Source organism: Janthinobacterium sp. TND4EL3, assembly GCF_900156175.1.
Lineage (GTDB): Bacteria > Pseudomonadota > Gammaproteobacteria > Burkholderiales > Burkholderiaceae_D > Janthinobacterium.
The window spans coordinates 37402-60715 of sequence record NZ_FTMV01000011.1 but is presented as its reverse complement, the minus strand read 5'-3'; the positions used below and the strand labels follow the sequence as shown (position 1 = coordinate 60715).

General features: G+C 64.4%; 21 protein-coding genes and 1 tRNA gene. 11 read left to right on the top strand and 11 right to left on the bottom strand.

What is annotated here, in order from left to right; translation table 11 throughout:
• Positions 1 to 190: 190 nt before the first annotated feature.
• Positions 191 to 2521, bottom strand: a complete 2331-nt coding sequence (locus BXA07_RS17375) for a catecholate siderophore receptor Fiu (protein WP_076569312.1) — start codon at positions 2519 to 2521, stop codon at positions 191 to 193.
• A 292-nt stretch (positions 2522 to 2813) separates the two neighbouring features.
• On the opposite strand from BXA07_RS17375, the gene nudC reads away from it, so the two are divergent.
• Positions 2814 to 3647, top strand: a complete 834-nt coding sequence (gene nudC / locus BXA07_RS17370; protein ID WP_083708369.1) for an NAD(+) diphosphatase — start codon at positions 2814 to 2816, stop codon at positions 3645 to 3647.
• 80 nt (positions 3648 to 3727) lie between these two features.
• Positions 3728 to 4294, top strand: a complete 567-nt coding sequence (folE, locus tag BXA07_RS17365) for a GTP cyclohydrolase I FolE (protein WP_034754386.1) — start codon at positions 3728 to 3730, stop codon at positions 4292 to 4294.
• 47 nt (positions 4295 to 4341) lie between these two features.
• Here folE and BXA07_RS17360 read toward each other — a convergent pair whose 3' ends face one another.
• Positions 4342 to 5178 carry an AraC family transcriptional regulator gene (locus BXA07_RS17360; protein WP_244556319.1) on the bottom strand — a complete coding sequence of 279 codons (837 nt, stop codon included), beginning with the start codon at positions 5176 to 5178 and terminating at the stop codon, positions 4342 to 4344.
• 168 nt (positions 5179 to 5346) lie between these two features.
• Here BXA07_RS17360 and BXA07_RS17355 point away from each other — a divergent pair, with 168 nt between their 5' ends.
• Positions 5347 to 5784, top strand: a complete 438-nt coding sequence (locus tag BXA07_RS17355; RefSeq protein ID WP_076569311.1) for a hypothetical protein — start codon at positions 5347 to 5349, stop codon at positions 5782 to 5784.
• Positions 5785 to 5898: 114 nt separating this feature from the next.
• On the opposite strand, the gene BXA07_RS17350 is transcribed toward BXA07_RS17355, so the two are convergent.
• Both BXA07_RS17350 and BXA07_RS17345 read right to left on the bottom strand, forming a co-directional pair.
• Positions 5899 to 6264, bottom strand: coding sequence for a hypothetical protein (locus BXA07_RS17350; RefSeq protein ID WP_034781254.1), 366 nt, complete (start codon positions 6262 to 6264; stop codon positions 5899 to 5901).
• Between the two features lie 73 nt (positions 6265 to 6337).
• Positions 6338 to 6766 carry an EamA family transporter gene (locus BXA07_RS17345; protein ID WP_076569309.1) on the bottom strand — a complete coding sequence of 143 codons (429 nt, stop codon included), beginning with the start codon at positions 6764 to 6766 and terminating at the stop codon, positions 6338 to 6340.
• A 286-nt stretch (positions 6767 to 7052) separates the two neighbouring features.
• On the opposite strand from BXA07_RS17345, the gene BXA07_RS17340 reads away from it, so the two are divergent.
• From BXA07_RS17340 to BXA07_RS17330, 4 genes are all read left to right on the top strand, one after another.
• On the top strand, positions 7053 to 8693 hold the full coding sequence (locus BXA07_RS17340; protein ID WP_076569308.1) for a methyl-accepting chemotaxis protein: 1641 nt from the start codon (positions 7053 to 7055) through the stop codon (positions 8691 to 8693).
• Positions 8663 to 8783 (top strand) — tRNA-OTHER (locus BXA07_RS30835). The genes BXA07_RS17340 and BXA07_RS30835 overlap by 31 nt, the downstream gene beginning before the upstream one ends.
• Positions 8764 to 9084 (top strand): hypothetical protein, encoded by a 321-nt coding sequence (locus tag BXA07_RS30830; protein WP_170909682.1) that lies wholly within the window; start codon positions 8764 to 8766, stop codon positions 9082 to 9084. Before BXA07_RS30835 ends, BXA07_RS30830 begins: the two co-directional genes overlap by 20 nt.
• Positions 9085 to 9313: 229 nt before the next feature.
• Complete coding sequence (locus BXA07_RS17330; protein WP_076569304.1) at positions 9314 to 10012, top strand: glutathione binding-like protein; 699 nt, start codon at positions 9314 to 9316, stop codon at positions 10010 to 10012.
• A 14-nt stretch (positions 10013 to 10026) separates the two neighbouring features.
• Here BXA07_RS17330 and uraH read toward each other — a convergent pair whose 3' ends face one another.
• Positions 10027 to 10434, bottom strand: coding sequence for a hydroxyisourate hydrolase (gene uraH / locus BXA07_RS17325; protein ID WP_076569303.1), 408 nt, complete (start codon positions 10432 to 10434; stop codon positions 10027 to 10029).
• A gap of 11 nt (positions 10435 to 10445) precedes the next feature.
• Complete coding sequence (locus BXA07_RS17320; protein ID WP_076569301.1) at positions 10446 to 10940, bottom strand: GlcG/HbpS family heme-binding protein; 495 nt, start codon at positions 10938 to 10940, stop codon at positions 10446 to 10448.
• Between the two features lie 138 nt (positions 10941 to 11078).
• Here BXA07_RS17320 and BXA07_RS17315 point away from each other — a divergent pair, with 138 nt between their 5' ends.
• On the top strand, positions 11079 to 11789 hold the full coding sequence (locus BXA07_RS17315) for a heavy metal response regulator transcription factor (protein ID WP_076569300.1): 711 nt from the start codon (positions 11079 to 11081) through the stop codon (positions 11787 to 11789).
• A complete protein-coding gene (locus tag BXA07_RS17310) occupies positions 11786 to 13204 on the top strand; it encodes a heavy metal sensor histidine kinase (protein WP_083708368.1) in 1419 nt (472 codons plus the stop codon). Before BXA07_RS17315 ends, BXA07_RS17310 begins: the two co-directional genes overlap by 4 nt.
• A gap of 98 nt (positions 13205 to 13302) precedes the next feature.
• Here the strand turns inward: BXA07_RS17310 and BXA07_RS17305 are convergent, their stop codons facing one another.
• The 3 genes from BXA07_RS17305 to BXA07_RS17295 form a co-directional block, all read right to left on the bottom strand.
• The gene (locus tag BXA07_RS17305; protein ID WP_244556318.1) at positions 13303 to 16641 is read right to left on the bottom strand and encodes a DEAD/DEAH box helicase; all 3339 of its coding nucleotides are present in this window, start codon (positions 16639 to 16641) and stop codon (positions 13303 to 13305) included.
• Positions 16642 to 16842: 201 nt separating this feature from the next.
• Positions 16843 to 18549, bottom strand: coding sequence for a methyl-accepting chemotaxis protein (locus tag BXA07_RS17300; protein WP_076569297.1), 1707 nt, complete (start codon positions 18547 to 18549; stop codon positions 16843 to 16845).
• 206 nt (positions 18550 to 18755) lie between these two features.
• Positions 18756 to 19646, bottom strand: a complete 891-nt coding sequence (locus BXA07_RS17295; protein WP_076569295.1) for a LysR family transcriptional regulator — start codon at positions 19644 to 19646, stop codon at positions 18756 to 18758.
• Positions 19647 to 19762: 116 nt separating this feature from the next.
• On the opposite strand from BXA07_RS17295, the gene BXA07_RS17290 reads away from it, so the two are divergent.
• Entirely contained in the window at positions 19763 to 20941 is a 1179-nt protein-coding gene (locus BXA07_RS17290; protein WP_076569545.1) for a serine hydrolase domain-containing protein, read from the top strand.
• Entirely contained in the window at positions 20938 to 22128 is a 1191-nt protein-coding gene (locus BXA07_RS17285; RefSeq protein WP_076569293.1) for an MFS transporter, read from the top strand. Before BXA07_RS17290 ends, BXA07_RS17285 begins: the two co-directional genes overlap by 4 nt.
• Here the strand turns inward: BXA07_RS17285 and BXA07_RS17280 are convergent.
• Both BXA07_RS17280 and BXA07_RS17275 read right to left on the bottom strand, forming a co-directional pair.
• A complete protein-coding gene (locus tag BXA07_RS17280) occupies positions 22093 to 22638 on the bottom strand; it encodes a DinB family protein (RefSeq protein WP_076569292.1) in 546 nt (181 codons plus the stop codon). The genes BXA07_RS17285 and BXA07_RS17280 overlap by 36 nt on opposite strands.
• A gap of 31 nt (positions 22639 to 22669) precedes the next feature.
• Positions 22670 to 23269 carry a MarC family protein gene (locus BXA07_RS17275; RefSeq protein WP_076569290.1) on the bottom strand — a complete coding sequence of 200 codons (600 nt, stop codon included), beginning with the start codon at positions 23267 to 23269 and terminating at the stop codon, positions 22670 to 22672.
• Positions 23270 to 23314 lie beyond the last annotated feature (45 nt).

The following is a 23314-nucleotide window of genomic DNA, read 5'->3' as shown; positions in this document are numbered from 1 at the left end:
AAAGCACTTATTTAAATTTAAAAATGTTGTTAGATTGCCGCGTTGCGCGAAATATTGGACGCGGCGGGCCATCGCTGTATGACTTTTCATACGCTAGTCGCGGCAGGGTAGCGGTGCGGCAAAAAGACAAGATTATCAGGACAATAAAAAAGCCCCTCCGGGGAGGGGCTTGATATGGCGCAATGCGTGTTTAGAACTTGATATTGGCCGTCAGGCTGAACGAGCGGGGCTGGCCCGGCGTGTAGCGGAAGCCGGATTTGTTGATGGCTGCCACATAGGTCTTGTCGGCCAGGTTGTAGGCGTTCAACTGCACGTCGAGGTTCTTGTTGACGGTATAGGTTGCCATGGCGTCGAAGACCCAGTAGGCATCGACGCGGGCCGGCGTGCCGACGGCGCCATCGGTGCCGCGCAGCATCTCGCCGACGTAACGCGCGCCGCCGCCGAGCTTCAGGCCAAACGGCAGCGTGTACGACGTCCAGCCCGTGAACGCCTGTTTTGGCGTGTAGCTGAGGTTATTGATGCCGCTGGCCGTGACGACCTTGCCCGACTCGACCTTGGTATTCATGCGCGTGTAGCCGGCGCTGACGAGCCAGTTCGGCATGATCTCGCCCACCATGCCGATTTCGACGCCCTGCACGCGCTTCTTGCCATTCTGATAGTAGATCAGGTCGACGGGATCTTGCTCCACTTCATTTTTCACGTCCGTCTGGTAGATGGCGGCCGACAGCGACAGTTTTTGTTTCAGGAAATCCCACTTCGTGCCGATTTCCTTGGTGGTGGTTTCCTGCGGATCATAGATCGGATTTTGCGCGCTGCTGGCGCCCGTGCTCAGCGTGAAGTTGGTGCCCGGCGGCGCCTTCGACGTGGCCCACAGCGCATACACGCTGCTGTCCGGCGTCGGCTTGTACAGGGCCGAGATCTTGCCGTTGGCGAAGGTGTCGTTCAGGGTGATGTGAACAGGAATAGGCGTGCCCACCGGCAATTTTTGCACCTGGCCCGGGGCGACGGCCGTTTGCAGGGTGACGGCATCGTAGCTGGTGTTGAAATGGTCGAAGCGCACGCCGCCGTTGAAGATCCATTGTTCGCCGAACTTGATGGTGTCGAACACATAGGCGCTTTGCGTGTTGACTTCGCCTTCGGTGAAGGCGCCGCTGCGCACGGGCTGGTAGCCGGTGACGGGGGCGCGCGGGTTGGGATGGTACAGATTGGCGTCCGGCATGGTGCCCAGGCTGGCAGGCACATAGCCGTAGTTGGTCTGCTTTTCGCTGGTCAATTCGGCGCCGGCCACCACGGAGTGCTTCAGCACGCCCGTGTCGAATTGCGCGCTGACGACGGTCTGGTTGGTCAGGATCGTGTTTTCCTGGTCCTTCACCGTGCGCAGCGAGCGCGCCAGGGTCCAGGTCGACGGATCGGTGGCGACCGGCGTCTTCAGGTTGGCGCTGCTGCCCATGAAGGCCGTCAGCAGGTAATCCTGCTGGGTCTTGCCGTAGCGCGTGGTGTTCTGAATCTGCACGTTGGGCGAGAAATCATGATCGATGCGCAAGGTGGCCATGTCGGCCTTGACCTTGTCGTGGTCCGCGGTGGAACCGTAGAAATTCTTCGGATCGACCCTGGCCGCGCCGTTCAGGAAGGTGCGGATGACCTTGTTCGTCGGCGTGATGCTGTCCGGCGTGCTGTAGCCGGGCAGGCCGATGGTGGGCACGAAGCCGTCGGGCACGTTGTCTTGATCCACGTGCAGGTAGCTGGCCGTGACGCGCGTCGGCTTGCCGATGCCGAAGGTGACGGTGGGGGCGATGGCCCAGCGCTTGTTCTTGACTTCGTCGCGCGCCGGATTGCCGCTGTCCTGCGTCATCAGGTTCAGGCGGAAAGCCGTGCCGGAATCGGCGTCGAGGATGCGGTTCCAGTCGGCCGTGGCGCGTTTCTGCTTGCCGCTGCCGGCCGTCAGCAGGGAATTGAACTTGTTTTCCATGGTCGCCGTCTTGCTGACCAGGTTGATCGAACCCGTCGGCGAGCCGCGGCCGCTGTCCGTGCCCGCCGGACCCTTCAGCACGTCGATCTGTTCGATGTTGAAGACGTCGCGCGAGATGGAACCGACGTCGCGCACGCCATCGACATAGATGCTGCCCGAGGCGTCGAAGCCGCGCATGTAGACGGCGTCGCCCGTGTTCGTGTTGCCATTCTCGCCGAGGAAAAAGGTGCCCACGCCCGGCGTGTTGCGCAGCGCATCCGTCAGGGTCAGCGCGCCTTGCTGTTCGATCAATTCCTTCTTGATCACGACGATGGTTTGCGCCGTGTTGACGAGTTCTTCCGTGTACTTCGGCGACGAGGCTTTTTCGGCCTTGAAGTCATTTTCCTTGGCGCTGACGACCTTGATCTCATTGAGGGTTTGCTGCGATGCGGGCGCGCTCTGGCCTGCCGGGTCGGCCGCCTGGGCGGCGACGGGCAGCAGCATCACGGCCAGGGCGGCGCCGACGTGCTGGTTGAAACGGGATGGGGCGTGTTTGCGGCTCTTGATTGCCATCTTGCTCTCTCGATAAGGTCAGGGTAGTGGTTCCTGGCTGGCGCTGCGCGGTGGTGCGTTGGCACGCGGGCAAGTGGCTGGCGGTGGACGAATAGAGCGACATTGTAATTATTGGGCGCTTGTTCGTAAATGAGAATCGTTATCAGTCTCGTTTACACAACGAATCTGCCGTGCCGCAAAAAAAACACTGTCCTGCCGCATGCATGCTTGCTTTGCCGCCCGGCCGCTGCTACGCGCGCAAGCGTCGCGCGGCGGGAGTATGATGAGCAACCTTTACAAATGACCGCCAAGCATGCTGCAGACTCCCGATGCCTTTGTCCCCCTGATCGATGTGCCCGAACCGGCCCCGGCCGCCGAGCAGACGCTGACCTTTGTCTTCCACCGTGGACGCCTGCTGCTGCGTACGCCCGGGCTGACCCTGCCCACTGCCGCCGAGGCGGCCGCGCTCGATATCGACCTGAGCCGCGCCCAGCCCGTGGGCCTGTGGCAAGGCCGCTATTGCCAGACCGTCTGGACGGATGACGACGCCTTGCCCGCTGCTGCTCACCTGGCCTGGCACGGCATGCGCTCGCTGTTCAACGCCGTCGACGACACCTTCCTGGGCCTGGCCAGCCGCGCCGCGCAGCTGGCCGAGTGGGCGCGCACGCACCGCCACTGCGGCGTGTGCGCCACGCCCATGCAGCGCACGCGCGGCGAACGCTGCTTCAGCTGCGCCGCCTGCGGCATGCTGGCCTACCCGCGCATCTCGCCGGCCATGATGGTGCTCATTCGCAAGGGCCAGCAGGTGTTGCTGGCCATGCACAAGCATTCGCCGTCGCAGCGCTTCAGTCCGCTGGCCGGTTTCCTGGAAGCGGGCGAATCGATCGAGGAAGCCGTGCACCGCGAAGTGATGGAAGAGGTGGGCTTGCGCGTGCACAACTTGCAATACTTCATGAGCCAGTCCTGGCCCTTCCCCCATTCGCTGATGATCGCGTTTACGGCCGACTACCTTGACGGCGAGATCCGCCTCGACGAGAACGAGATTGCCGAGGCGCGCTGGTTCGGCCCCGCTGATGTCTGGCCAGAAGCGAGCTCCAGCGTGTCGATCTCCGCGCTGCTGGTCGGCGCGCACCGGCCGCCGGCGTAGCGGGAAAGCAGGGGCTGCTCAGGCAGCCTGCCGCATTTTCTATATACTGGCGGCAATTGCAAATTTTAGGGTGGTTTAGCATGTCTCAAGAAGAATTCTCCGAAAACGACTGGCGCCGGCTGATCAGCAGCTTTGGCGAAGACCCGCAGCGTCCTGGCTTGCTGGAAACGCCGGCGCGCGTGGCGAAAGCCTGGAAGCACTGGACTTCCGGCTATGGCCAGGACCCGGTGGACTTGCTGAAAGCCTTTGAAGATGGCGCGGAACAGTACAACGAGCTGATCGTCGTGCGCGGCATTCCCGTCTACAGCCATTGCGAGCACCATCTGGCGCCGTTCTTCGGCAAGGCTACCATCGGTTATGTGCCAAATGGCAAGATCGTCGGCCTGTCGAAACTGACGCGCCTCGTCGATTGCTTCTCCAAGCGCCTGCAAGTGCAGGAACGCATGACGATGCAGATCGCCAACGCGCTGATGGAAGTGCTGGAACCGAAGTCGGTGGGCGTGGTCGTGCGCTGCCGCCACCTGTGCATGGAAAGCCGCGGCATCCGCACGCCGGGCGAAGAAACCATCACCTCGGCCATGCTGGGCGAGATGCAGCCGAACCTGGCGCTGCGCACGGAATTTCTGGCCCTGGCACGCGAAAGCTGATCATTTTAAGCGGCGATGCGTGACGAAGGCGGCATATGCCGCCTTTTTTAATGGCTTTCCCGTTCGGCCAGATAGCGCGCCGGCGGCTTGCCGACGGCCTTGCGGAACATGGTGACAAAACCGCTGGTGTTTTCATAGCCGAGTTCCAGCGCCACTGCTTTCACGCTGTGGCCTTGCGCCAGCCGTTGCAAGGCCAGGATGACGTGCAGCTGCCGGCGCCAGCGGCCCACGCTCATGCCCATTTCCACCAATGACAGCCGGGTCATGCTGCGCTCGCTCATGCCGATGCGGCTGGCCCACTCGGCCAGCGTGCCCTTGTCGGCCGGCTGCGCCAGCAGCAGGGCGGCCAGGCGGCGCAGCCGTGCGTCGCGCGGCATCGGCAAGTGCAAGTCTTCCACGGGCGCGGCCGCCAGTTCATCGAGCAGGGTAGCCACCAGCCGCTCCTGCGCGCCATGCAAGGTGGCCAGGGTGGGAAAGCCGGCCGCCTTGACGATCAGTTCGCGCAGCAGCGGCGAGACGGCCACGGTGCAGCAGACGGCCGGCAGGGCCGGCGCCATGGCCGGCTCGACAAACAGGCAATAACACTCGGCTTCGCCCACGCCCTGGGCCGCGTGCATCAGGCCGCCCGGTATCCATACGGCGCACTGGGGCGGCACGATCCACACGCCACTTTCCACCTCGCAATGAATCACGCCGCGTATGGCGTACAGCAACTGCCCCTTGCGATGCTGGTGCGGCGCCTGTTCCCATTCCTCGCGCACGCTGGCCAGGCCCAGCGCCAGTACGGGACGCAGCACGCCATCGACGTCGAAATCGATGATGGAAGCGGCGGCGTCCGGACCCAGTTGGGTGGAAAGCATGCTGGGCAGCAAGGGATAGGGCATGGCGGGGCTTTGGCTGGATTGAATAATATTGTGGCTATTGTATGCAATGACGCCGGGCACCGTCACCGGTATCGTATGGCTATCCGCAGCCCCGCCTCAACGGCAACCGCCGCCGCCCGTGTTCTGATGCAGGCCAGGAGGAACGGCAACCTTTGAAGGAGTCACACCATGCAACTTGATTTATCCACTTTCCCCCTCGTCTGGATGCGCCGCGATCCGGCCGCCAGCAGCCCGGACGAGGCCTTGTTTGCCCAGTTTGAAGAGTTGCTGGCGCGCCGCCAGGCGTTCGTCATCCTCAGCGAGCAAGGCCTGGACGAGGATGGGCATGACCATCCGCAGGAAGCGCGCAAGCGCGCCGTGCTGTGGATGAAGCGGCACAAGGCCGCCCTGCGCGCCTACATCCAGGGCATGGTGCTCGTCGAGCCGAGCGCGGCCAGGCGCATGGCCGGCAAGGCCTTTGCCGCCACGTTCGGCCAGTTCTGGGGCTACCCTTTACACTTTGGCACCAGCCGCGACGACGCGCTCGACATCGCCCAGCATTTGCTCAGGGTGTGGCTGCCGCCAAGGGAAGACCAACAACGCCCTGAGCACCTGACAACACCGTAGCGAGCGGCAGTGATTCGTGCCCAAGAAGCGCAACCGTACTGTTGTACGGGGGTGCCGAGCCGGTGAGCGTCGCAGGCCGCAAAGCGCGCCGCGCAGCAGGTTTGGTCAGGTGTTTTAGTAGCGATAATCGTTGACGAAGTGTTTCGTGAAGTTGTACTTGCTGCCGCCGTCAAGCAAGTCGACCAGGCGTTTCGGCGCCGAGGCCGACATGAAGGCGTCGGCTGCGCCGCCCGTGCTGCGGAACTTCATGCCGGGGCTGAGGATCTGGTTGGCGCCGATTTTCAGGTGCTGGAAGCTTTTCGTCTTTTCATTGTTGAGGATGAAGTGCAATTCCTGCTTGAAGGTGAGAAAAGGGATCTTCAGCCACCAGCCTTCGTCCGTGCCATAGCTGGCGACGCTGGCAAAGTGCGTGTTCTTGTCCGTCAGCGTGGGCTTGCCCAGGCGGTCGTTGATGCGTTTCATGGCTTCATTCTTGGTCATGCTGTTCTTTCGTGATTCGATCTATGCGGCGTGCATTCTGACACAGGCGCGCCGCCGCGTGCCGTGGAATGCCTCAGAGTAGCAAAATCAGCGAGCCGAGCACGATCAGCCCGCCGCCGAGGGCCGCCTTCAGCGTGAACGGTTCGCCCAGCACCAGCCAGCCGGCCAGCATCACCAGCGCCACGCTGAGCTTGTCGACGGGCGCCACCAGCGATACGGGCCCCAGCTGCAGCGCGCGGAAATAGCACAGCCACGACAGTCCCGTGGCCACGCCCGAGGCGATCAGGCAAGTCCAGCCCACCCAGTTGCCGCCGCTGGGGCGTTGCCATTCCGCGCGCAGCGAAATGATGGCGGCCGTCACCAGCAGGATGACGCCCGTGCGTATCAGGGTCGCCATATTGCTGTTCAGGTGGGCCACGCCCAGCTTGCCCAGGATGGCCGTCAGGGCCGCGAACACGGCAGACAGGATGGCAAAGCCTTGCCAGGTAAGGGGTGTGGACATGGGCCTCCTCGCGCGGTGGGGAACTGCAGTGACTGTAGCGCAAAAGAACGGCGGGCGCTGGCAACAATTTATCCTGACGCAACCTCAATTCTCATCAATTGTCGCAACGCATTAACAACACCGGGCACAATTCATTGCTTTCGAGCATTGTAAATACCGGTCGTTCGAGCGTATGCTGGAGACGTATGAACGGTGCCGCCAGAGCGCCGTCGCCGCCGCATTCCCGGCCGCAGAGCCGGGTACGGACCATGCCCCTTCGCCGCACATATACAGTTGGAGACAGCACATGAAGAAATTGACATTCCGGCAGAAGTTATGGATACCGCTGATTTGCAGCTTGTTGTGCATCACCGTCATCTTTGTCTATAACGCCTTGGAAATCCGCAAGATCCGCATCGAGGAACGTAGTGCCGACCTGAGCAATGCTGCCGACCTGGGCCTGGGCGCCGTGAAGATGTTTGGCGACCTCGCCGCCAGCGGCTCCCTGACGAAGGAAGAAGCGCAGAAGCAGGCGATCGCCGTCATCAAGAGCATGCGCTTTGGCGAGACCGGTTATTTGTCCATTATCAACCTCGACGCCGTCGTCGTGATGAATCCTGCCGCGCCGCAAACCAATGGCAAGAACATGGCGGATTTTAAAGATGCCAACGGCACCTATCTGTACCGCGACATCGTCGCCGTCGGCAAGAGCGATGCGGGCAAGGGCTTTGTCCACTACCATTTTCCCCGTCCCGGCCAGAAGAGCGCCGAACCGAAGATGAGCCGCGTGGTCGCCTACAAGCCGTGGAGCTGGACCATCGTCGTGGGCGTGTACATGGACGATATCGACGCCGCCTTCCGCCAGTCGCTGCTTACTTCGCTGGGCGTGCTGGTGCTCGTGTGCGGCTTGCTCGCTGCCGTCGTCGTGGCGATCAACCGCAGCCTGCGCCATGCGCTGGGCGGCGACCCCGAGTATGCGGCCGACGTGGCGGAAAAAATCGCGAACAACGACCTGAGCGGCACCGTGCGCACGCATGCCAGCGACAAGCACAGCGTGCTGTATGCAATGAAAACCATGCAGGCCAATCTGGTCGATGCGATCAGCGAAATCCGCCACAGCGCCGAGACCATTGCCACGGCGTCGAGCGAGATTGCCAGCGGCAATATGGACTTGTCGGCGCGCACGGAAATGCAAGCCAGTTCACTGGAAGAAACGGCCGCTTCGATGGAAGAGCTGACCTCGACCGTGACGCAAAACGCGGGCAACGCCGTGCAGGCGAATGAACTGGCGCAGTCGGCGTCCAGCGTGGCGCGCCAGGGCGGCGCCGTGGTGGCGCAGGTGATCGGCACCATGGACACCATCAATGCCTCGTCGCGCAAGATCGTCGACATTATCGGCGTCATCGACGGCATCGCCTTCCAGACCAACATTCTTGCGCTGAACGCGGCCGTGGAAGCGGCGCGCGCCGGCGAGCAGGGGCGCGGCTTTGCCGTCGTGGCGTCCGAAGTGCGCAACCTGGCGCAGCGGTCCGCTGGCGCGGCCAAGGAAATCAAGGAACTGATCGGCGCTTCCGTCGACAGCATCGCGGCCGGCAGCACCCTCGTCGCACAGGCGGGCACGACCATGGATCAGGTGGTCGCTTCCGTGTCGCGCGTGACCGACATCATGGCCGACATCACGGCCGCCTCGCACGAGCAAAGCACGGGCATCGGCCACGTCAACCAGGCGATCACGGAGATGGATAGCGTGACGCAGCAAAATGCGGCCCTGGTGGAAGAGGCGGCGGCAGCGGCGTCGAGCATGCAGGACCAGGCGGCCGTGCTGGCGCAGCTGGTGGCGCGCTTCAAGCTGTCGGCGCAGGAATCGGGGACGGCGCCGCGCGTGGCGGCCGCTGCCGCGCCGCGTGCCGTGGGCCGCCAGCCGGCGCGCAGCCTGGCGGCGCGCTAAGTTCCTATTGGGCTGGCGCCGCCGCTGGCGGCGCCGGTTCGAATTCCAGCTTCTCATCGACGACGACGAATTGCCCGACCGGCTGGCCCAGGTCGGCTTTCGGGTCGTTTTCCATTTCCGTCAGCGCATTGCAGGTATTTGTTTCCGCCTGCCACAACTGCTTGCCCATGCGGATGTTCCACACGCCGTCGCCGGCTGCGAACAGCTCGACCTTGATGTCGGCAGGCGCATCCGTCGACAGGGTATGCAGGCGCTGGCATTGCGGCAGATTGGTCGCCATCAGCTGCACTTCCACCGTATCTTGCCAAAAATAGCGTTGCTGGCGGCGCACCGTCAGGGAATGGTCCTGGCCGTCGAACATATAGATGGCGAAGTCCTGGACACAGCCTGACAGCAGGACGGACAGCGTGACGATCAGGAGTTTGCGCATGGTCGGCTTTCTTTGATGGTTCTCGGGGATGGCGGAATCGAGTGCTTGCGGCGAGAGTGGGTGCTTGCTTGCATGGCCCATGCGTCGCCCGGCGTCTTGTTTTCCGCTGACGTGGCATTATATCCATGCACACCAGTTGCGGCGCGACAATAGTTGCGCCCACCCCATGCCAACGACCTGAAAGACGACGATGATCGACCTGTATTACTGGACCACGCCCAACGGGCACAAGGTGACGATGTTCCTCGAAGAAGCGGGCATCCCCTACAACATCATCCCCGTGCATATCGGCAAGGGTGAGCAGTTCCAGCCCGAGTTTCTCGCCATCGCACCGAACAACCGCATCCCCGCCATCGTCGACCAGGCGCCGGCAGATGGCGGCGCGCCCCTGTCCCTGTTCGAGTCGGGCGCCATTTTGCAATACCTGGCCGAGAAAAGCGGGCAATTCCTGCCGATGGATGTGCGCGGCCGCGCGGAAGTCATGCAATGGCTGTTCTGGCAAATGGGCGGCCTCGGTCCCATGGCCGGACAGAACCACCATTTCGTGCAATACGCGCCCGAACCCATCGACTACGCCATTACGCGCTACGTCAACGAAACGAACCGCTTGTACGGCGTGCTGAACAAGCGCCTGGCCGACCGCCCATTCGTGGCCGGCGACAGCTATTCCATCGCCGACATGGCAATCTACCCGTGGATCGTGCCGCACGCGCGCCAGCGCCAGAATCTTGAGGATTTCCCGCACCTGGCGCGCTGGTTCGCGGCCATCGCCGCCCGTCCCGCCACCGTGCGCGCCTATGCGCGCGCGGCCGAAATCAATGTGCAGCCGACCGTCAGCGGCGACGCGAAAAGCGTGCTGTTCGGGCAGACGGCGAAGACGCTCGGCTAAGCTTGCTTTTCCCCTCAGTTGCCCCGGTAGGTAGAGAAACCGAAAGGGCTGAGCAGCAGCGGTATGTGGTAGTGCTGCTCGGTCTTTTCCACGTGAAATTGCACGGGGATTTCCGGGAAGAATGTTTCCTGTTTCAGCCGCGCATAGTGCTCGCCCGTCTTGAACACGATGCGGTAGTCGCCCGCCTGCATGGGGGTGTCTGCCGGATACATGGCCGCGATGCGCCCCTGCGCATTCGTCACGGCGCTGCCCAATTGTTGCCAAGCATCCCCTTTTTTCTGCTCCAGTGTCACCGTCACGCCCGCCGTCGGCTGGCCGCTCTGCAGGTCGAGGATGTGCACGCTCAGGGGATTGGCGGCCAGGGCCAGTCCGGACAGGCTGGCGAAGGCCAGGGCGGCAGCGGTTTTTTTCAAATAGGTCATCGTTGTTGCTTTCACAGGGTGGGGGAATCGAGTTCGGGGACGGCAGCCAGGGCGGCCAGGGCGCAGGCGCGGTCTGGCAGGGCGCCGCCGCCGCCGGCCACGCCGATGGCGCCGACGACTTCGCCCTTGGCCCGCAAGGGCAGGCCGCCGCCCAGCAGCAACAGTTCCGGCACGGTGGTCAGATTGGCCATGTCCGGGTTGCCGCGCGCGGCCACGGCCAGCGCCTGGGTATCGTTTTTGGTCGACAGGGCCGTATAGGCCTTGCGCCCGCTCGCTGCCGTGTTGTGCGGCCCGACGCCGTCGGCCCGCTGCACGGTCACGACATTGCCGCCACGGTCGAGCACGGTGACGACGATGTGCCGGCCCTGCGCCTGGCACGCGGCGATGGCCGCATCGGCCAGCTTGTTGGCCGCCGCCAGCGAGATGTCATTGACCTGGCGCAATTGTGCATGTGCCGGGTTGGCCAGCATGCACAGCAGGGTACTGCCGAAAATGAGGGTTTTCATGTGGCTGTCCGTTGATAAGGTGGCGCCAGTATGGTCAGTGTTACCCTACGAGAAGATGATCGCCGCATGACATTTTTATCATCCGCAGCGCCGGGCGCGCGGCGTAAAATGCTTGTATATTTCCCTTAGAAAGCCGCCATGCGCATCCTGGTCATTGAAGACGAACCGAAGACGGGCGACTATCTGCTGCGCGGCCTGGCCGAGTCCGGCTTCACGGTGAGCCTGGCCCGCAATGGCCGCGACGGCTTGCACATGGCGAGCACGGACGCGCCCGATTTGATCGTGCTCGACGTGATGCTGCCCATCATGGATGGCTGGCAAGTCCTGCGCGCGCTGCGGCTGCAGGAGGGCGGCGCGGACGTGCCCGTGATTTTTCTGACGGCGCGTGACGAAGTGCAGGACCGCGTGAAAGGGCTGGAACTGGGGGCCGACGACTATCTGGTGAAACCGTTTGCCTTTGCCGAACTGGTGGCGCGCATCCGCACCCTGCTGCGGCGCGGGCCGCCGCGCGAAGACGACGTGATCCGCATCGGCGACATGGAAATCGATGTGATGAAACGCAAGGTCAGCCGGCAAGGCCAGCGCATCACCCTGACGGCCAAGGAATTCGGCTTGCTGCATTTATTGGCGCGGCGCCAGGGCGAGGTCTTGTCGCGCTCCATCATCGCCTCGCAAGTGTGGGACATCAATTTCGAGAGCGACACCAACGTCATCGATGCGGCCATCCGCCGCCTGCGCAGCAAGCTCGACGACCCCTTCGAACCCAAGCTGATCCACACCTTGCGGGGCATGGGCTATGTCTGCGAATTGCGCGCGCCCAGCGCTCCCGACAGCGGCGCCGCTCAATGAAGCTGGCACAACTGCGGCGCTCGCTGACCCTGCGCGTCACGCTCGTGTTCGTATTGATCGTGGCGCTCGTCTCGGCCGGCCTGGGCATGCATCTGTACCGTTCCTTTGTGGCGGAAATCGAGCGCCGCGACGACATCTTATTGCTGGGAAAACTGCGGCAGATCCAGCAATTGCTCGGCAATGCGGGCACGCTCGATATCATCCGCGAGCGGCCCCAGTATTTCCGTGACACCATGAGCGGACAGGAAAATTCCCTGGTGCGCATCGTGCGCGCCGATGGCACGCGTTTGATCGATGTCAATCCGAACGGCGAGAACGTCGTGCATGCTGTTCCCGTGGCCGTCGACGCGCCCGTGACGGCCAGCGATATCGTCAGCTGGAGCAGCCGCGATGGCTATCCGGCCAGGGTGGTGGCGGCCAGCGCGCGCATCGGCGAGCCGGCGCAGATGGCCGATATTTTCGTGGCTCGGGTCTACGGCGACCGCACGGCCATGTTTGCCGCCTACCGCTGGCAGATCGTCGTGTCCGTCGCCGTCAGCGCGCTGGTGGCGGCACTGCTGGCCAGCGTGATGCTGCTGCGGGGATTGCGGCCGCTGCGCAATATTGCCGCCCATGCGGCCCTCGTGCGGCCCGGCAAGCTCGGTCAGCAGCTGGAAGCGCGCGATGCGCCGACGGAATTGCTGCCCCTGATCCAGGCCCTGAACGCCATGCTGGCACGGCTGCAGGAGGGATACGCGCGGCTGTCGCAGTTTTCCGCCGACCTCGCGCATGAATTCCGCACGCCCGTCACCAATCTGCTGGGGCAAAGCCAGGTCATGCTGGCCCGTCCGCGCAGCGCGCACGAGTATGAACAGCTGGTGTCGTCGAATGTGGAAGAGCTGGAGCGGCTGTCGCGCATGATCGACAGCATGCTGTTCCTGGCGCGCGCGCAGCAGGATGAGATGATCCTGATCAAGCAAGCCTTGCCCGTGCAGGACGAATTCTTGCGCCTGGCCGATTTCTTCGAAGGCCTGGCCGAAGAGCGCGAGCTGGCGCTGGCCTGCCACGGCAGCGGCACGGTGACGGCCGAGCCGCAACTGCTGCGCCGCGCGCTGGGCAATTTGCTGTCGAACGCCATCCGCCACGCGGCGCCCGGCAGCACGATTCTGTTGCGTTCGCACGCGACGAACGAGGGCGTGGAACTGAGCGTGAGCAACCTCGGCCCCGCCATCCCCGCGCGCCACTTGCCCCACCTGTTCGAGCGGTTTTATCGCGCCGACCCGGCCCGCAGCGATTCGGCCGCCTCCACAGGATTAGGGCTGGCCATCGTCACGGCCATCATGCAATTGCACGGCGGCAGCGCGACGGTCACATCCGACGCTGCCGCCACGACGTTTACCCTGATGTTCCCGCTCCAGCAGCGTAGGTCGGATTAGGCCAAGGGCTGTAATCCGACGTAGTGTTGGCGGCAGCGCAGATGTCGGATTACGCGCGGCGTTGCCCCGCTAATCCGACCTACATGGCCACATGCTCCTTATCCCATCTCCACCAGGAACTCATGCATGCCCGTATGCGGCAATTGCGCGCAGGCGGGCGCAAAATGCGGCAACTGGCCCCACAGCAGCGGGTTGCCGACGATGTACACATAATGCTGCGCGCGCGTGAGGGCCACGTTGAGCAAATTCGGCGTGGCCGCCGCCCACTGCGCGGCGCCGGACGTGCTGTCGTCGGCACCGAGGACCAGCATCACCACGCTTTGCTCCTTGCCCTGGAAGGTGTGCACGGTGCCCACCATCTGGCTGCTCCACTGGCGCAGTTCGCGCGCCGTCGGTGCCTTGCCATAGCCGAGGCGGCGGTCCCAGTCCATGTCGACGATGCGCGAACGCAATTCGTTGCGCACGGCCTTGAACGGCGTGATCACATACATGTCCGGCAGCTTGCCGTCGCGGCGGTAGAGTTTCAGCAACACTTCCAGCACGAAATCGAGCTGCACGGGCACCACCTGCTTGTAGCTGACGGGGCCGACGGCGTCGATCCAGCGGCTGGGGCCACGCGTCAGGCCGCGCGCGCCGGCCGGCGGCGTGCGCTCGGCCAGCCCGTAGACCATCTTGTCTTCGTAGGCGATGCTGTTGGCCAGCGAAAACATCGGTTCCACGCAGCGGCGGTGCACGCGCAGCGGGCTGCCTATCCACAGGGGCTGGGCGCTATCGGCGCCCACCAGCGCGCCATGGCGGTTGGTCTTGTCGGCCAGCGTCTGCACGGACACGGAAGTCGGCGCGTAACTGCCATCGCGCGTATGCGGCGACAGGGCGGACAGGGTCTGCACGAGGCGGCCCGGCACCGTGAACACGGGTTCGATCTGCAGCGGGTCGCCCACGACGACGGCGCGTTTGGCACGCCACAGGCTGCCCAGCGCCGCTTGGGGAACGGCCTGGCCCGCTTCATCGATGAACAGCCAGCCCAGCGATTCGGGGCCCATGCCCTGGAACTGGCGCGCGAACGAGGCAAACGTGGTCGAGACGACGGGCACGACCATGAACAGGCTGTGCCACACCATGGCGATATGCGACTGGTCATACGCGCGCTTGTTTTTCAGCAACTTCGACACGGCCAGCAAGTTGCCGCCAAAGCCGGGGCCGCCCTTCTTTGCCACTTCCGCCAGCCACGCTTCGTGCAGGGCCAGGGCCTTGGCGAACAGGCGCGAGCGCAGGCGCGCCAGCGCCGGTTCATGCCACAGGCCGCCGATTTGCAGCGCGTCGCCGTCCAGCTCGTCCAGGGTGGCTGGCGCGATGATGGTGGGAAAGCGCATGCGGGCGCGGCGCAGCAATTCCGTGCTGTCATCCCATTCGCGCTGGCGCGATTGCGCCGTGCGCAGGGCGATGTGCAGACCATGGCGTGCCCGTTCGCAGCGCGGCTCCAGTTCGCCCTTGAGCAGCAGCTTGATGGCGGAGACGTCGCGCGCCGCCTGGCGCTGCGCCTCGGCATTGGCGATGACGGCCTCCTTGTAGGCGCGCGCCGGGGCCGTGCGGAACAGGCGGGCAAAGAAGCCCGGCTGCGTCAGCGCCACCAGGCGCTCTTCTTCCAGCAATTCCTTCTTGCTGGCAAGCAAGGTGTCTTGCTGCGCCAGTGCGCCGGACAGGGCGCCGTTGGCCGCATCCATCTCTTGCTCGGCAGTAATCAACGCCTGCTGGCTCGCCGCGATGAAATCGGCTTCCGTGCACGTGCCCACGGCTTGCCACAGGGCCGCGTACTGGGCGTGCTCGGCCAGGGCTTTTTCCACCACATGTTCCGTCTCGCGAAATTCGCGCGCCGCCTGGGCGAAGCTGACGCCCTGGTAGCTGGCCAGCCACTGGCGGATGTTCTGCGCGTTCGGCGTCTTGCGCGCCGTCGTTTTATCCCAGTCGTCGTCATAGAAATTGCTGACGAAGCGGCGGCGGTTGGCGCTGTTGCCCAGCGCGCAGGACATCAAGCCCCACGGCGCTTCCGTTTCGGTCAAGGCGCGGTTGGCGCCATTGCCGTCGGCCACCACGCGGCGCGCCACGCTTTCAAAGTAACGCGTGCGCGCCCATTCCTTGCCCAGCTGTTTAGGTTTCGGGAGGTCGCCGGAAATGTTTTCCACTGCCGCATTGTTCGACGAGGCGACGACCATTTCAAAGCCCGTCAGTTCAGGGCGCAAGCGGGCGATGGTGATCGGGTCGCGCACGCCTTCGAAGGCCACGGCCACCTTGCCGATGAAGGCGTCGGCGGCGCGGTCCAGGCAGGACAGCACGGCCGCGCGGCGCACGATGTTGTCGGCGAACAATTCGCGCAACAAGGTCGTCTTGCCCGTGCCGGGCGGGCCGTTGACGGAAAAGATGCCCCGCTCGCTCAAGCCCGTGCGCGCGCCGTGGATGGCGAACTGCTGCATCAGGCTCATGGCGTAGCTGGCGTCTTCCAGCCAGTGGCCGCGGTTCATGTTCGCCGGATTGAGCATGGCGGCCAGCGCCTGGCGTCCGGCCGGGCTGTACAGGTCGATGCGCTCGTCCTGCGCCAGCGGCGTCAGGTAGGCGGCGACGGTGGCCGGTAGTTTGCCGCCGCGCAAGGCGCGGATGATCTGCTCCAGGTCGTCCAGGTAAAAACTGTTGAGGATATCGATCGACGGCTCCACCGCGTCGCCGAAGTCCAGGCTGCGGTTCTGGCTGGCCTCCAGCGTATCGGCCCCATTGCTGGCGGCGCGTTTCTTGCGCGTGCGCACTTCCAGCACGGCCAGCGGCTGGCCAGCCGACGGGCGGAAACCGGCCCAGTCGATGAGCAGGTCGGCCAGGGCCGCGATTTCCATGCCGGACAGGGGCGACGAGACATTGCCTGCCTCGTCCGCTACTTGCTGCGGTACGCGGCTGGCCGCGAAGTTGCGCAGGCTGTCCTGCAGCGCCAGCTGGCTGTCGCTGAAGGCATCCAGGCTCAGGCCGGACCAGTCCGGCGTGCGGGCGCGGCCCAGCGCCCACGGCAAGGTCGACACGGAGACAGGGTCGAACTGCGGCTCGCCCAGCGCATTGAGATTGATGCGGGCAAAGCACGAGCGTCCCAGCAGTTCTGTTTTTTCTGTTTCGGCCAGGTTTTCCGGGCCGTTGGCCGGCGGACAGGCCTGGTTGATTTCCGCCTTGTCGAAGACGCCGAGGAACAGCGAAAAGCCGTCGATCTCGCGGTCGGACGGCACTTGCCATTGCGTGGCGAACTGCAGCGGCAATTGCGCCAGCTGTGCACGCTGCAGTAGCAGCACGGTGGACGGGTCTTCAACGTCCGTGATTTGATTCAGGTCAAACGGGATAAAGAATTCGATCTTGTGCCAATACTCCAGGATAGCCAGGAGGCGCTGCTGTTCTGCCTGATTCATGATGACCAATTATTTTGTAAAGCGAGCGAGGATTGTAAAGCGTATGCGCGGCGCATGTTTTGCACTTTCGCCTATTGCGCGGGCTTTGCCGCAAAAAAAGTGGCGATGACGGACGAAAAAAAGCCAGGCAGCAACTTCCTGCCTGGCTTTCCTCGTTCCGATATTGCCGGGTGTTAAAACTCTGGTATTAAAACTGATGTATTAAAACTCTTCCCATTCGCTCTCGGCAGCCGCATTGCCACGGCGCGCCGGCGCGGCGGCCACGGCCTTGCGCACAGGGGCGGGCCTGGCCGCGGGGCGTGCGATGGCGGGCGCTGCCGGTGCTGCGCGCACCGGGCTCGGCTTGGCGGCGCTGGCGACATGGTTGCCGGTTTTAAAGAATCCCACCACGTGCGCCAGCTCGCCCGCCTGTTCCTGCATGCTTTGCGAGGCGGCCGCCGCTTCTTCCACGAGGGCCGCGTTTTGCTGCGTCACTTCATCCATCTGGGCAATGGCCATGTTGATCTGTTCGATGCCGATGGTCTGCTCGTGCGTGGCGGAGGTGATCTCTCCCATGATGTCGGTCACGCGCACGATGCTGTCGACGATATCGCCCATGGTCTGGCCCGCTTCATTGACGAGGCGCGAGCCCGTGTCCACGTTGGCGACGGAGGCGGCGATCAGTTCCTTGATTTCCTTGGCGGCCGAGGCCGAACGGTGTGCGAGGTTGCGTACCTCGGTGGCGACGACGGCGAAGCCGCGTCCCTGTTCGCCCGCGCGCGCCGCTTCCACGGCCGCATTCAGGGCCAAAATGTTGGTCTGGAAGGCAATGCCGTCGATGACGCCGATGATATCGACGATTTTTTTCGACGATTCGTTGATGGTGCCCATGGTGTCGACCACTTGCGAGACGATGCTGCCGCCGCGCACGGCCACTTCCGACGCGCTTTTGGCCAGCTGGTTCGCCTGGCGCGCATTGTCCGCGTTCTGTTTCACGGTCGAGGTCAGCTCTTCCATGGCCGAGGCCGTCTCTTCCAGCGAGCTGGCTTGCTCTTCCGTGCGGGACGACAGGTCGAGGTTGCCGGCGGCAATTTCGCTCGATGCCGTGGAAATCGCGTCCGTGCCATGGCGCACTTGCGCCACCACGCCCAGCAGGCTGGTGTTCATGGCTTTCAGTGCGCCCAGCAGGCGTCCCGTTTCATCGCTGGAATTGACGACGATGTGCGAGGACAAATCGCCCGAGGCCACGGTTTCGGCCACGCTGACGGCCGCATTGATGGGGTGGGTGATCGAGCGCGTGATGATCCAGGCCACGAAGGCGCCCAGCAGCACGGCCACGCTGCCCAAGATGATCATGTAGGCGCGCGCGTTCGCGCTCAGCGTCTCGGCATCCGTCGCCGCCTGCGCCGCCTGCTGCGCTTCATAGGCGACCAGGCTGTCGAGCGCGCCCAGCACGATCTTCAGGCTCGGCGCCGCCTGCTGTGTCAGGAAGGCGATGGCTTCTTCCGTCTGGCCCGCGTTGCGCAGCTCGATGACCTTGTTGTTCAGCGGCGCGCCCGATTTCAGGGCGGCATCCAGTTCGGCCATCAGTGCCGTTTCCTTGTCCGTCGAGATCTTCTTTTGCAAGGTTTCCTTGGCGGCGCCGTATTTCTTGCGCGCTTCACCGATTTTCGCCAGTTCCGCCTGCACCAGCGCTTCCGTCGGCGCCACCACCACGCTGGTGATCGCCAGGGTAATGTTGCGCACGTTGTCGCTCATGGTATTGGCGGCCGCCATCTTGACGTTCTTGTCGGCCACGATGTCGTGCGTGCGCGCGCTCAGTTGGCCCATCGAGTACAGGCCGACGAGCAAGACGGCCACCAGCAGGCCGAGAACGACAGCAAACCCGATCCCGAGCCGGGTGCCGATTTTGTATTGTGTGAGTGACATGATTGCTTTCGTATTGCGGTGTGGTGAGGAAACGTAGGACAGGCCGTGGCTACGGGTTTATACGTAGGCGTGGCCAGCCTGTAATTGTTCCTCAAAATTCCGCACTGCAATACAAAAACTTGTATCAAGTCCGCTAAAAGCGCAAGAACTGGTGGCAAATGAAATAAGTTGTCGCATGGAAACAACGAGCGCAAGCGCAGCAAACATCAGCGCTGCGGAAACACGTGGGCAGCGAGAAAGTCGATGAAGGCGCGCAGTTTTGGCGTCAGGTGGCGGCTGCTGGGCCACAGGATGCGCAAGGCGCCGTCGTGCCGGCGATGCGCGTCGAGCACGGGCTGCAGGCGGCCCGCGTCCAGCGCCGCGCGCGCGGCAAAGTCGGGCAGGGCGGCGATGCCCAGGCCGCTTTCGGCAAAGTGCAGCAGGGTGTCGACATTGTTGCAGTTGAGTGCAACCGGCAAGCCGGCCGCGTGCAGGGCCGGCCACTCGGGCAGGGGCCAGGCCTCGACCTTGCCGCTGCTGGGGAACTTGTACAGCAAACAAGTGTGGCGGGCCAGGTCGGCCGGCAGCCCGGGCGTGCCATGCTGCGCCAGGTAGGCGGGCGCGGCCACCAGCCGCAGCTGGAACTGGCCCAGCTGGCGGCTCATCAGGCGGCTGTCGGCGCTTTCGCCCGCGCGCACGACGGCGTCGTAGCCCTCCTCGATCACGTCGACGCGGCGGTCGCTGAAATCGAGGTCCAGTTCCACCTGCGGATACGCGCGCGCGAACGCGGCCAGCACGGGATTGAGCAGGCTGCCGACCTGCGGCAGGCTGACGCGCAAGCGGCCCTGGGGCGCGCTCTTGCTGTTCGATAACTCCAGTTCGGCCGCTTCGATCTCGCCCAGGATGCGCCGGCAGCGTTCGAGAAACACGGTGCCTTCGCTGGTCAGCGCGATGCTGCGCGTGCTGCGGTGAAACAGGCGCACGCCCAGCCGTTCTTCCAGCCGCGCGATGCTCTTGCCCACGGCCGAGGCGGAAATGCCCAGCACCCGGCCCGCCGCGACAAAACTGCGCAGCTCCGCCGCCTGCACGAAGGCCGTGAATCCCGCCAGGTTATCCATGGTTTTCCTTTTGATTGCGGATGCCAACGTCCGCACAGACAGAAACTATAGCCTGTTTTTCTTTGGTCGCGCCTGGCTTACCTTGGCAGCCTGATCATTTGAAAGGCTACGCCATGATGTACAACTTCTCTCCCGCGGCCTTGGCCGCCCGCATCGACCCCTTGCTCGATGCCGTGCTGCAGCAGCAGCGCCTGGCGGGCGCCGTGGTGCTGGTGCGCCACGGCGGCCAGGACGTGTATCGCCGCGCCGCCGGCCACCTGGACCGCGAGGCAGGCACGCCCATGGTGGAAGACGCCGTCTTCCGCCTGGCGTCAGTCAGCAAGCCCATCGTCTCCACGGCCGCGCTGGCGCTGGTGGGGCAGAAGCGCCTGGGGCTGGACGACCCGGTGGCGCGCTGGCTGCCGTATTTCACGCCGCGCCAGCCGGACGGCACGGTGGCCGCGATCACCGTGCGCCACCTGCTCACGCACACGGCGGGCCTCGATTACGGCTTTTTCCAGCCGCCGGGCGGCGCGTATGCGCGGGCGGGCGTCTCCGATGGCATGGATGCGTCGTCCGTCAGCCTTGAAGACAACCTGCGCCGCCTGGCCACGGTGCCGCTCGCGTTTGTGCCGGGCGAGCGCTGGGCGTATTCGATTGCCACCGACGTGCTGGGCGCCGTGATCGAAGCGGTGACCGATCTGCCGCTGGCGCACGCCGTGGCACAGCTGGTGACGGCGCCGCTGGCCATGCGCGATACGGGTTTTATCAGCACCGACGCGGCGCGCCTGGCTGTCGCGTATGCGGACCGCGTGGCGGGAGAAGCCCGGCCGCGCCGTTTGCTGGACGAGGGGGAAGACCATTTGCCGTTTCTCGACGGCATGGCCGGCTTTACCTTGTCGCCAGCAAGGGCGCGCGACGCGCACGCGTATCCGTCCGGCGGCGCCGGCATGGTCGGCTCCGCACCCGACTTCATGCGCCTGCTGGAAACCCTGCGCCTGGGCGGCGCGCCGCTGCTGCCGCCGGCGCTGGCGCGCCAGATGGGAGCAAACCAGACGGGCGGCTTCGAGCTGCCGTTCTGGCCGGGACGCGGCTTCGGCCTGGGGTTCACGGTCTTGACGGACCCGCTTGCGGCTGCCACGCCGGAAGCCGCGGGCAGCTGGCGCATGGGCGGCACGTATGGCCACTCGTGGTTTGTTGATCCTGCACAAGAGCTCTCCGTGGTGGCGTTCACGAATACGGCATTGGAGGGCATGGCGGGGCCGTTCGTGACGCAACTGTGCCAGGCAGTGTATGGCGCCAAGGACATGCCATGACGCGCCCTCACCCCATCGTCTTTCTCGCGCTGGGCCTGTTCGGCGTGTATTGCATCGAGTTTGGCGTGGTCGGCATCTTGCCGATGATCATGCAGCGCCATGGCGTGACGGCCGCGCAGGCGGGCTCGCTGGTGAGCCTGTTCGCCCTCGTGATCGCCGTGGGCGGCCCCTTGCTCGTGCTGCTGGCCACGCGCTGGCGCCGCAAACCCGTGCTGATCGTCTCCCTGCTCGTGTTCGCGCTGGCCAGCGTGGCCTCGGCGTATGCGCCGCGCTTCGGGCTGCTGCTGGCGCTGCGCATCGTGCCGGCCCTGTTCCACCCCGTGTATTTCTCGCTGGCCATGGTGGCGGCCGCCGCCCTGTATCCGCCCCAGCAGGCGGCGCGGGCGGGCGCGCATGCGTTCACGGGCACCAGCATGGGCATGGTGCTGGGCATCCCGATGACCACGTGGATCGCCGCGCAAGTTGGCTACGAGGCGTCGTTCCTTGCCTGCGCCCTCGTCAATGCGCTGGCGGCGCTGGGCTTGTACCTGTTCCTGCCCGACACGCCGCGCGAGGCGCCGCTGGCGTATGGCCGTCAATTGGCCGTGCTGCGCAAACCGGCCTTGTGGTTCACCATCGCCGCCGCCGTGCTGGTGTTTGCCGCCATGTTTGCCGTGTATGCGTATGCGGCCGCCTATCTGCAGCAGGTAGCGGGCTTGTCGGCGCGCCAGACGGGGCTGGCGCTGGTGGTGTTTGGTATCGGTGGCGTGGCCGGCAATCTGTTCGCGGGCCGGCAGCTGGGCACGCACGTGCTGCGCACGGTGCTGCTGCAGCCGATCTTGCTGGGGCTGGCGTACTGGCTGCTGTATGAATATGCGGGCGACGGCATCGGCTGGGCCGCGCTGGCCGTCTTGCTGCTGTTCTGGGGCGCGGCGCATACGAGCGGGCTGATCGTCACGCAAGTGTGGCTCAGCAGCGAAGCGCGCGAGGCGCCCGCGTTTGCCATCGGCGTGTATATCGCCGCCATCAACCTGGGCGTGACGCTGGGCGCGCTGGCGGGCGGCATGGCCATCGAGTCCTATGGCATGCCGGGGGCGCTGGCTTGCGGCGCGCTGCTGGGGGCGCTGGCGCTGGTGGCGATTGCCGTGAAAGCGTGGCTGTACCGCCTGCCCTCAGTCCTCGATATGGTTGGGGATGCGAAACAGTAGATCCGTGTCGCCGATGTCCACGCCCGCCTGCGACAGCAAGGTGCTGGCCTGGCCCCGGTGGTGCGTCTGGTGGTTGAAGAAATGCATGAGCAGGCTGAAGAACTCGCGCCGGTTCGGTCCCTTGCTGTTGCGGTAGTCGAGCAGATGGTCGAGGTCTTCTTCGCGGATGGAGGCGGCCCAGTCGATGATGAGCTGGTCCAGCCATTGCCGGTGCGCCTGCATGGCGGCAAAATCGTCGGCCGCGAACAGCGGCTGCGTCAGCGACGCGGGCGGCGTGATGGCGCGGATGGGGTCGAGCAGGGGGAAACCGGCCGGGTGTTGCGCGTAGCGCTGCAGCCACAAGGTGTCGCCCACCATCACGTGGTTCAGGGTGGCGAGCAGGGAGCCGAAAAAGGCGCCCCGCTCGCGCTGCAGCTCGCCGGGCGGCAGCCTGGCCGCCGCCGCGTAGACCTTGGCATTCATCCACTGATTGTAGTCGGCCATCAGGCAAATGTGGGCGCAACGGCTCATGCTGGACTCCTTCAGTAGATGAATGACAATATTAAACGGACTTCAGGAACGCGCGTATGCCGGCCAGCAGCATTTCAATGGCCATCGCCGTCAGGATCAGGCCCATCAGGCGTTCGAACGCCGTCATGACCCTTGGACCGAGCGCCCGCTGCAGGCGTTCGGCGCACAGGAAGACGGCCAGCCAGACGACGGCCACGGCCGTCAAGCCCGCCACATGGGCGATCACTTCATCGACTTCATGCGAGGAAAACAGCAGCACGGTGGCCAGCGCCGACGGGCCGGCCAGTGCGGGGATGGCCAGCGGCACGATGAACGGCTCGCCGCCCATTTCATGGTCGCTATTGCCGGCGTTGGGTTGTGGAAACACCATGCGCATGGCAATCAGGAACAGGATCACGCCGCCGCCGATGCGCAGCGCCACTTCCGACAATTGCAGGGCATTCAGGAAATGGCGGCCGAAGAACATAAACAGCAGCAAGATGCCGAAGGCGATCAGGCATTCACGCACCACGACTTTCCAGCGCCGCTCGATCGGTACCCGTTTCAGCGCGTTGACGAACAGGGAAACGTTGCCGAACGGGTCGGTAACGAGCAGGAGCAGGATAAATGTCTGGAAGAAATTCTGTGTCATGGTGGTGAGAGAAAAGGTCAACACCGCTGCCAGGATGGGCGCGGT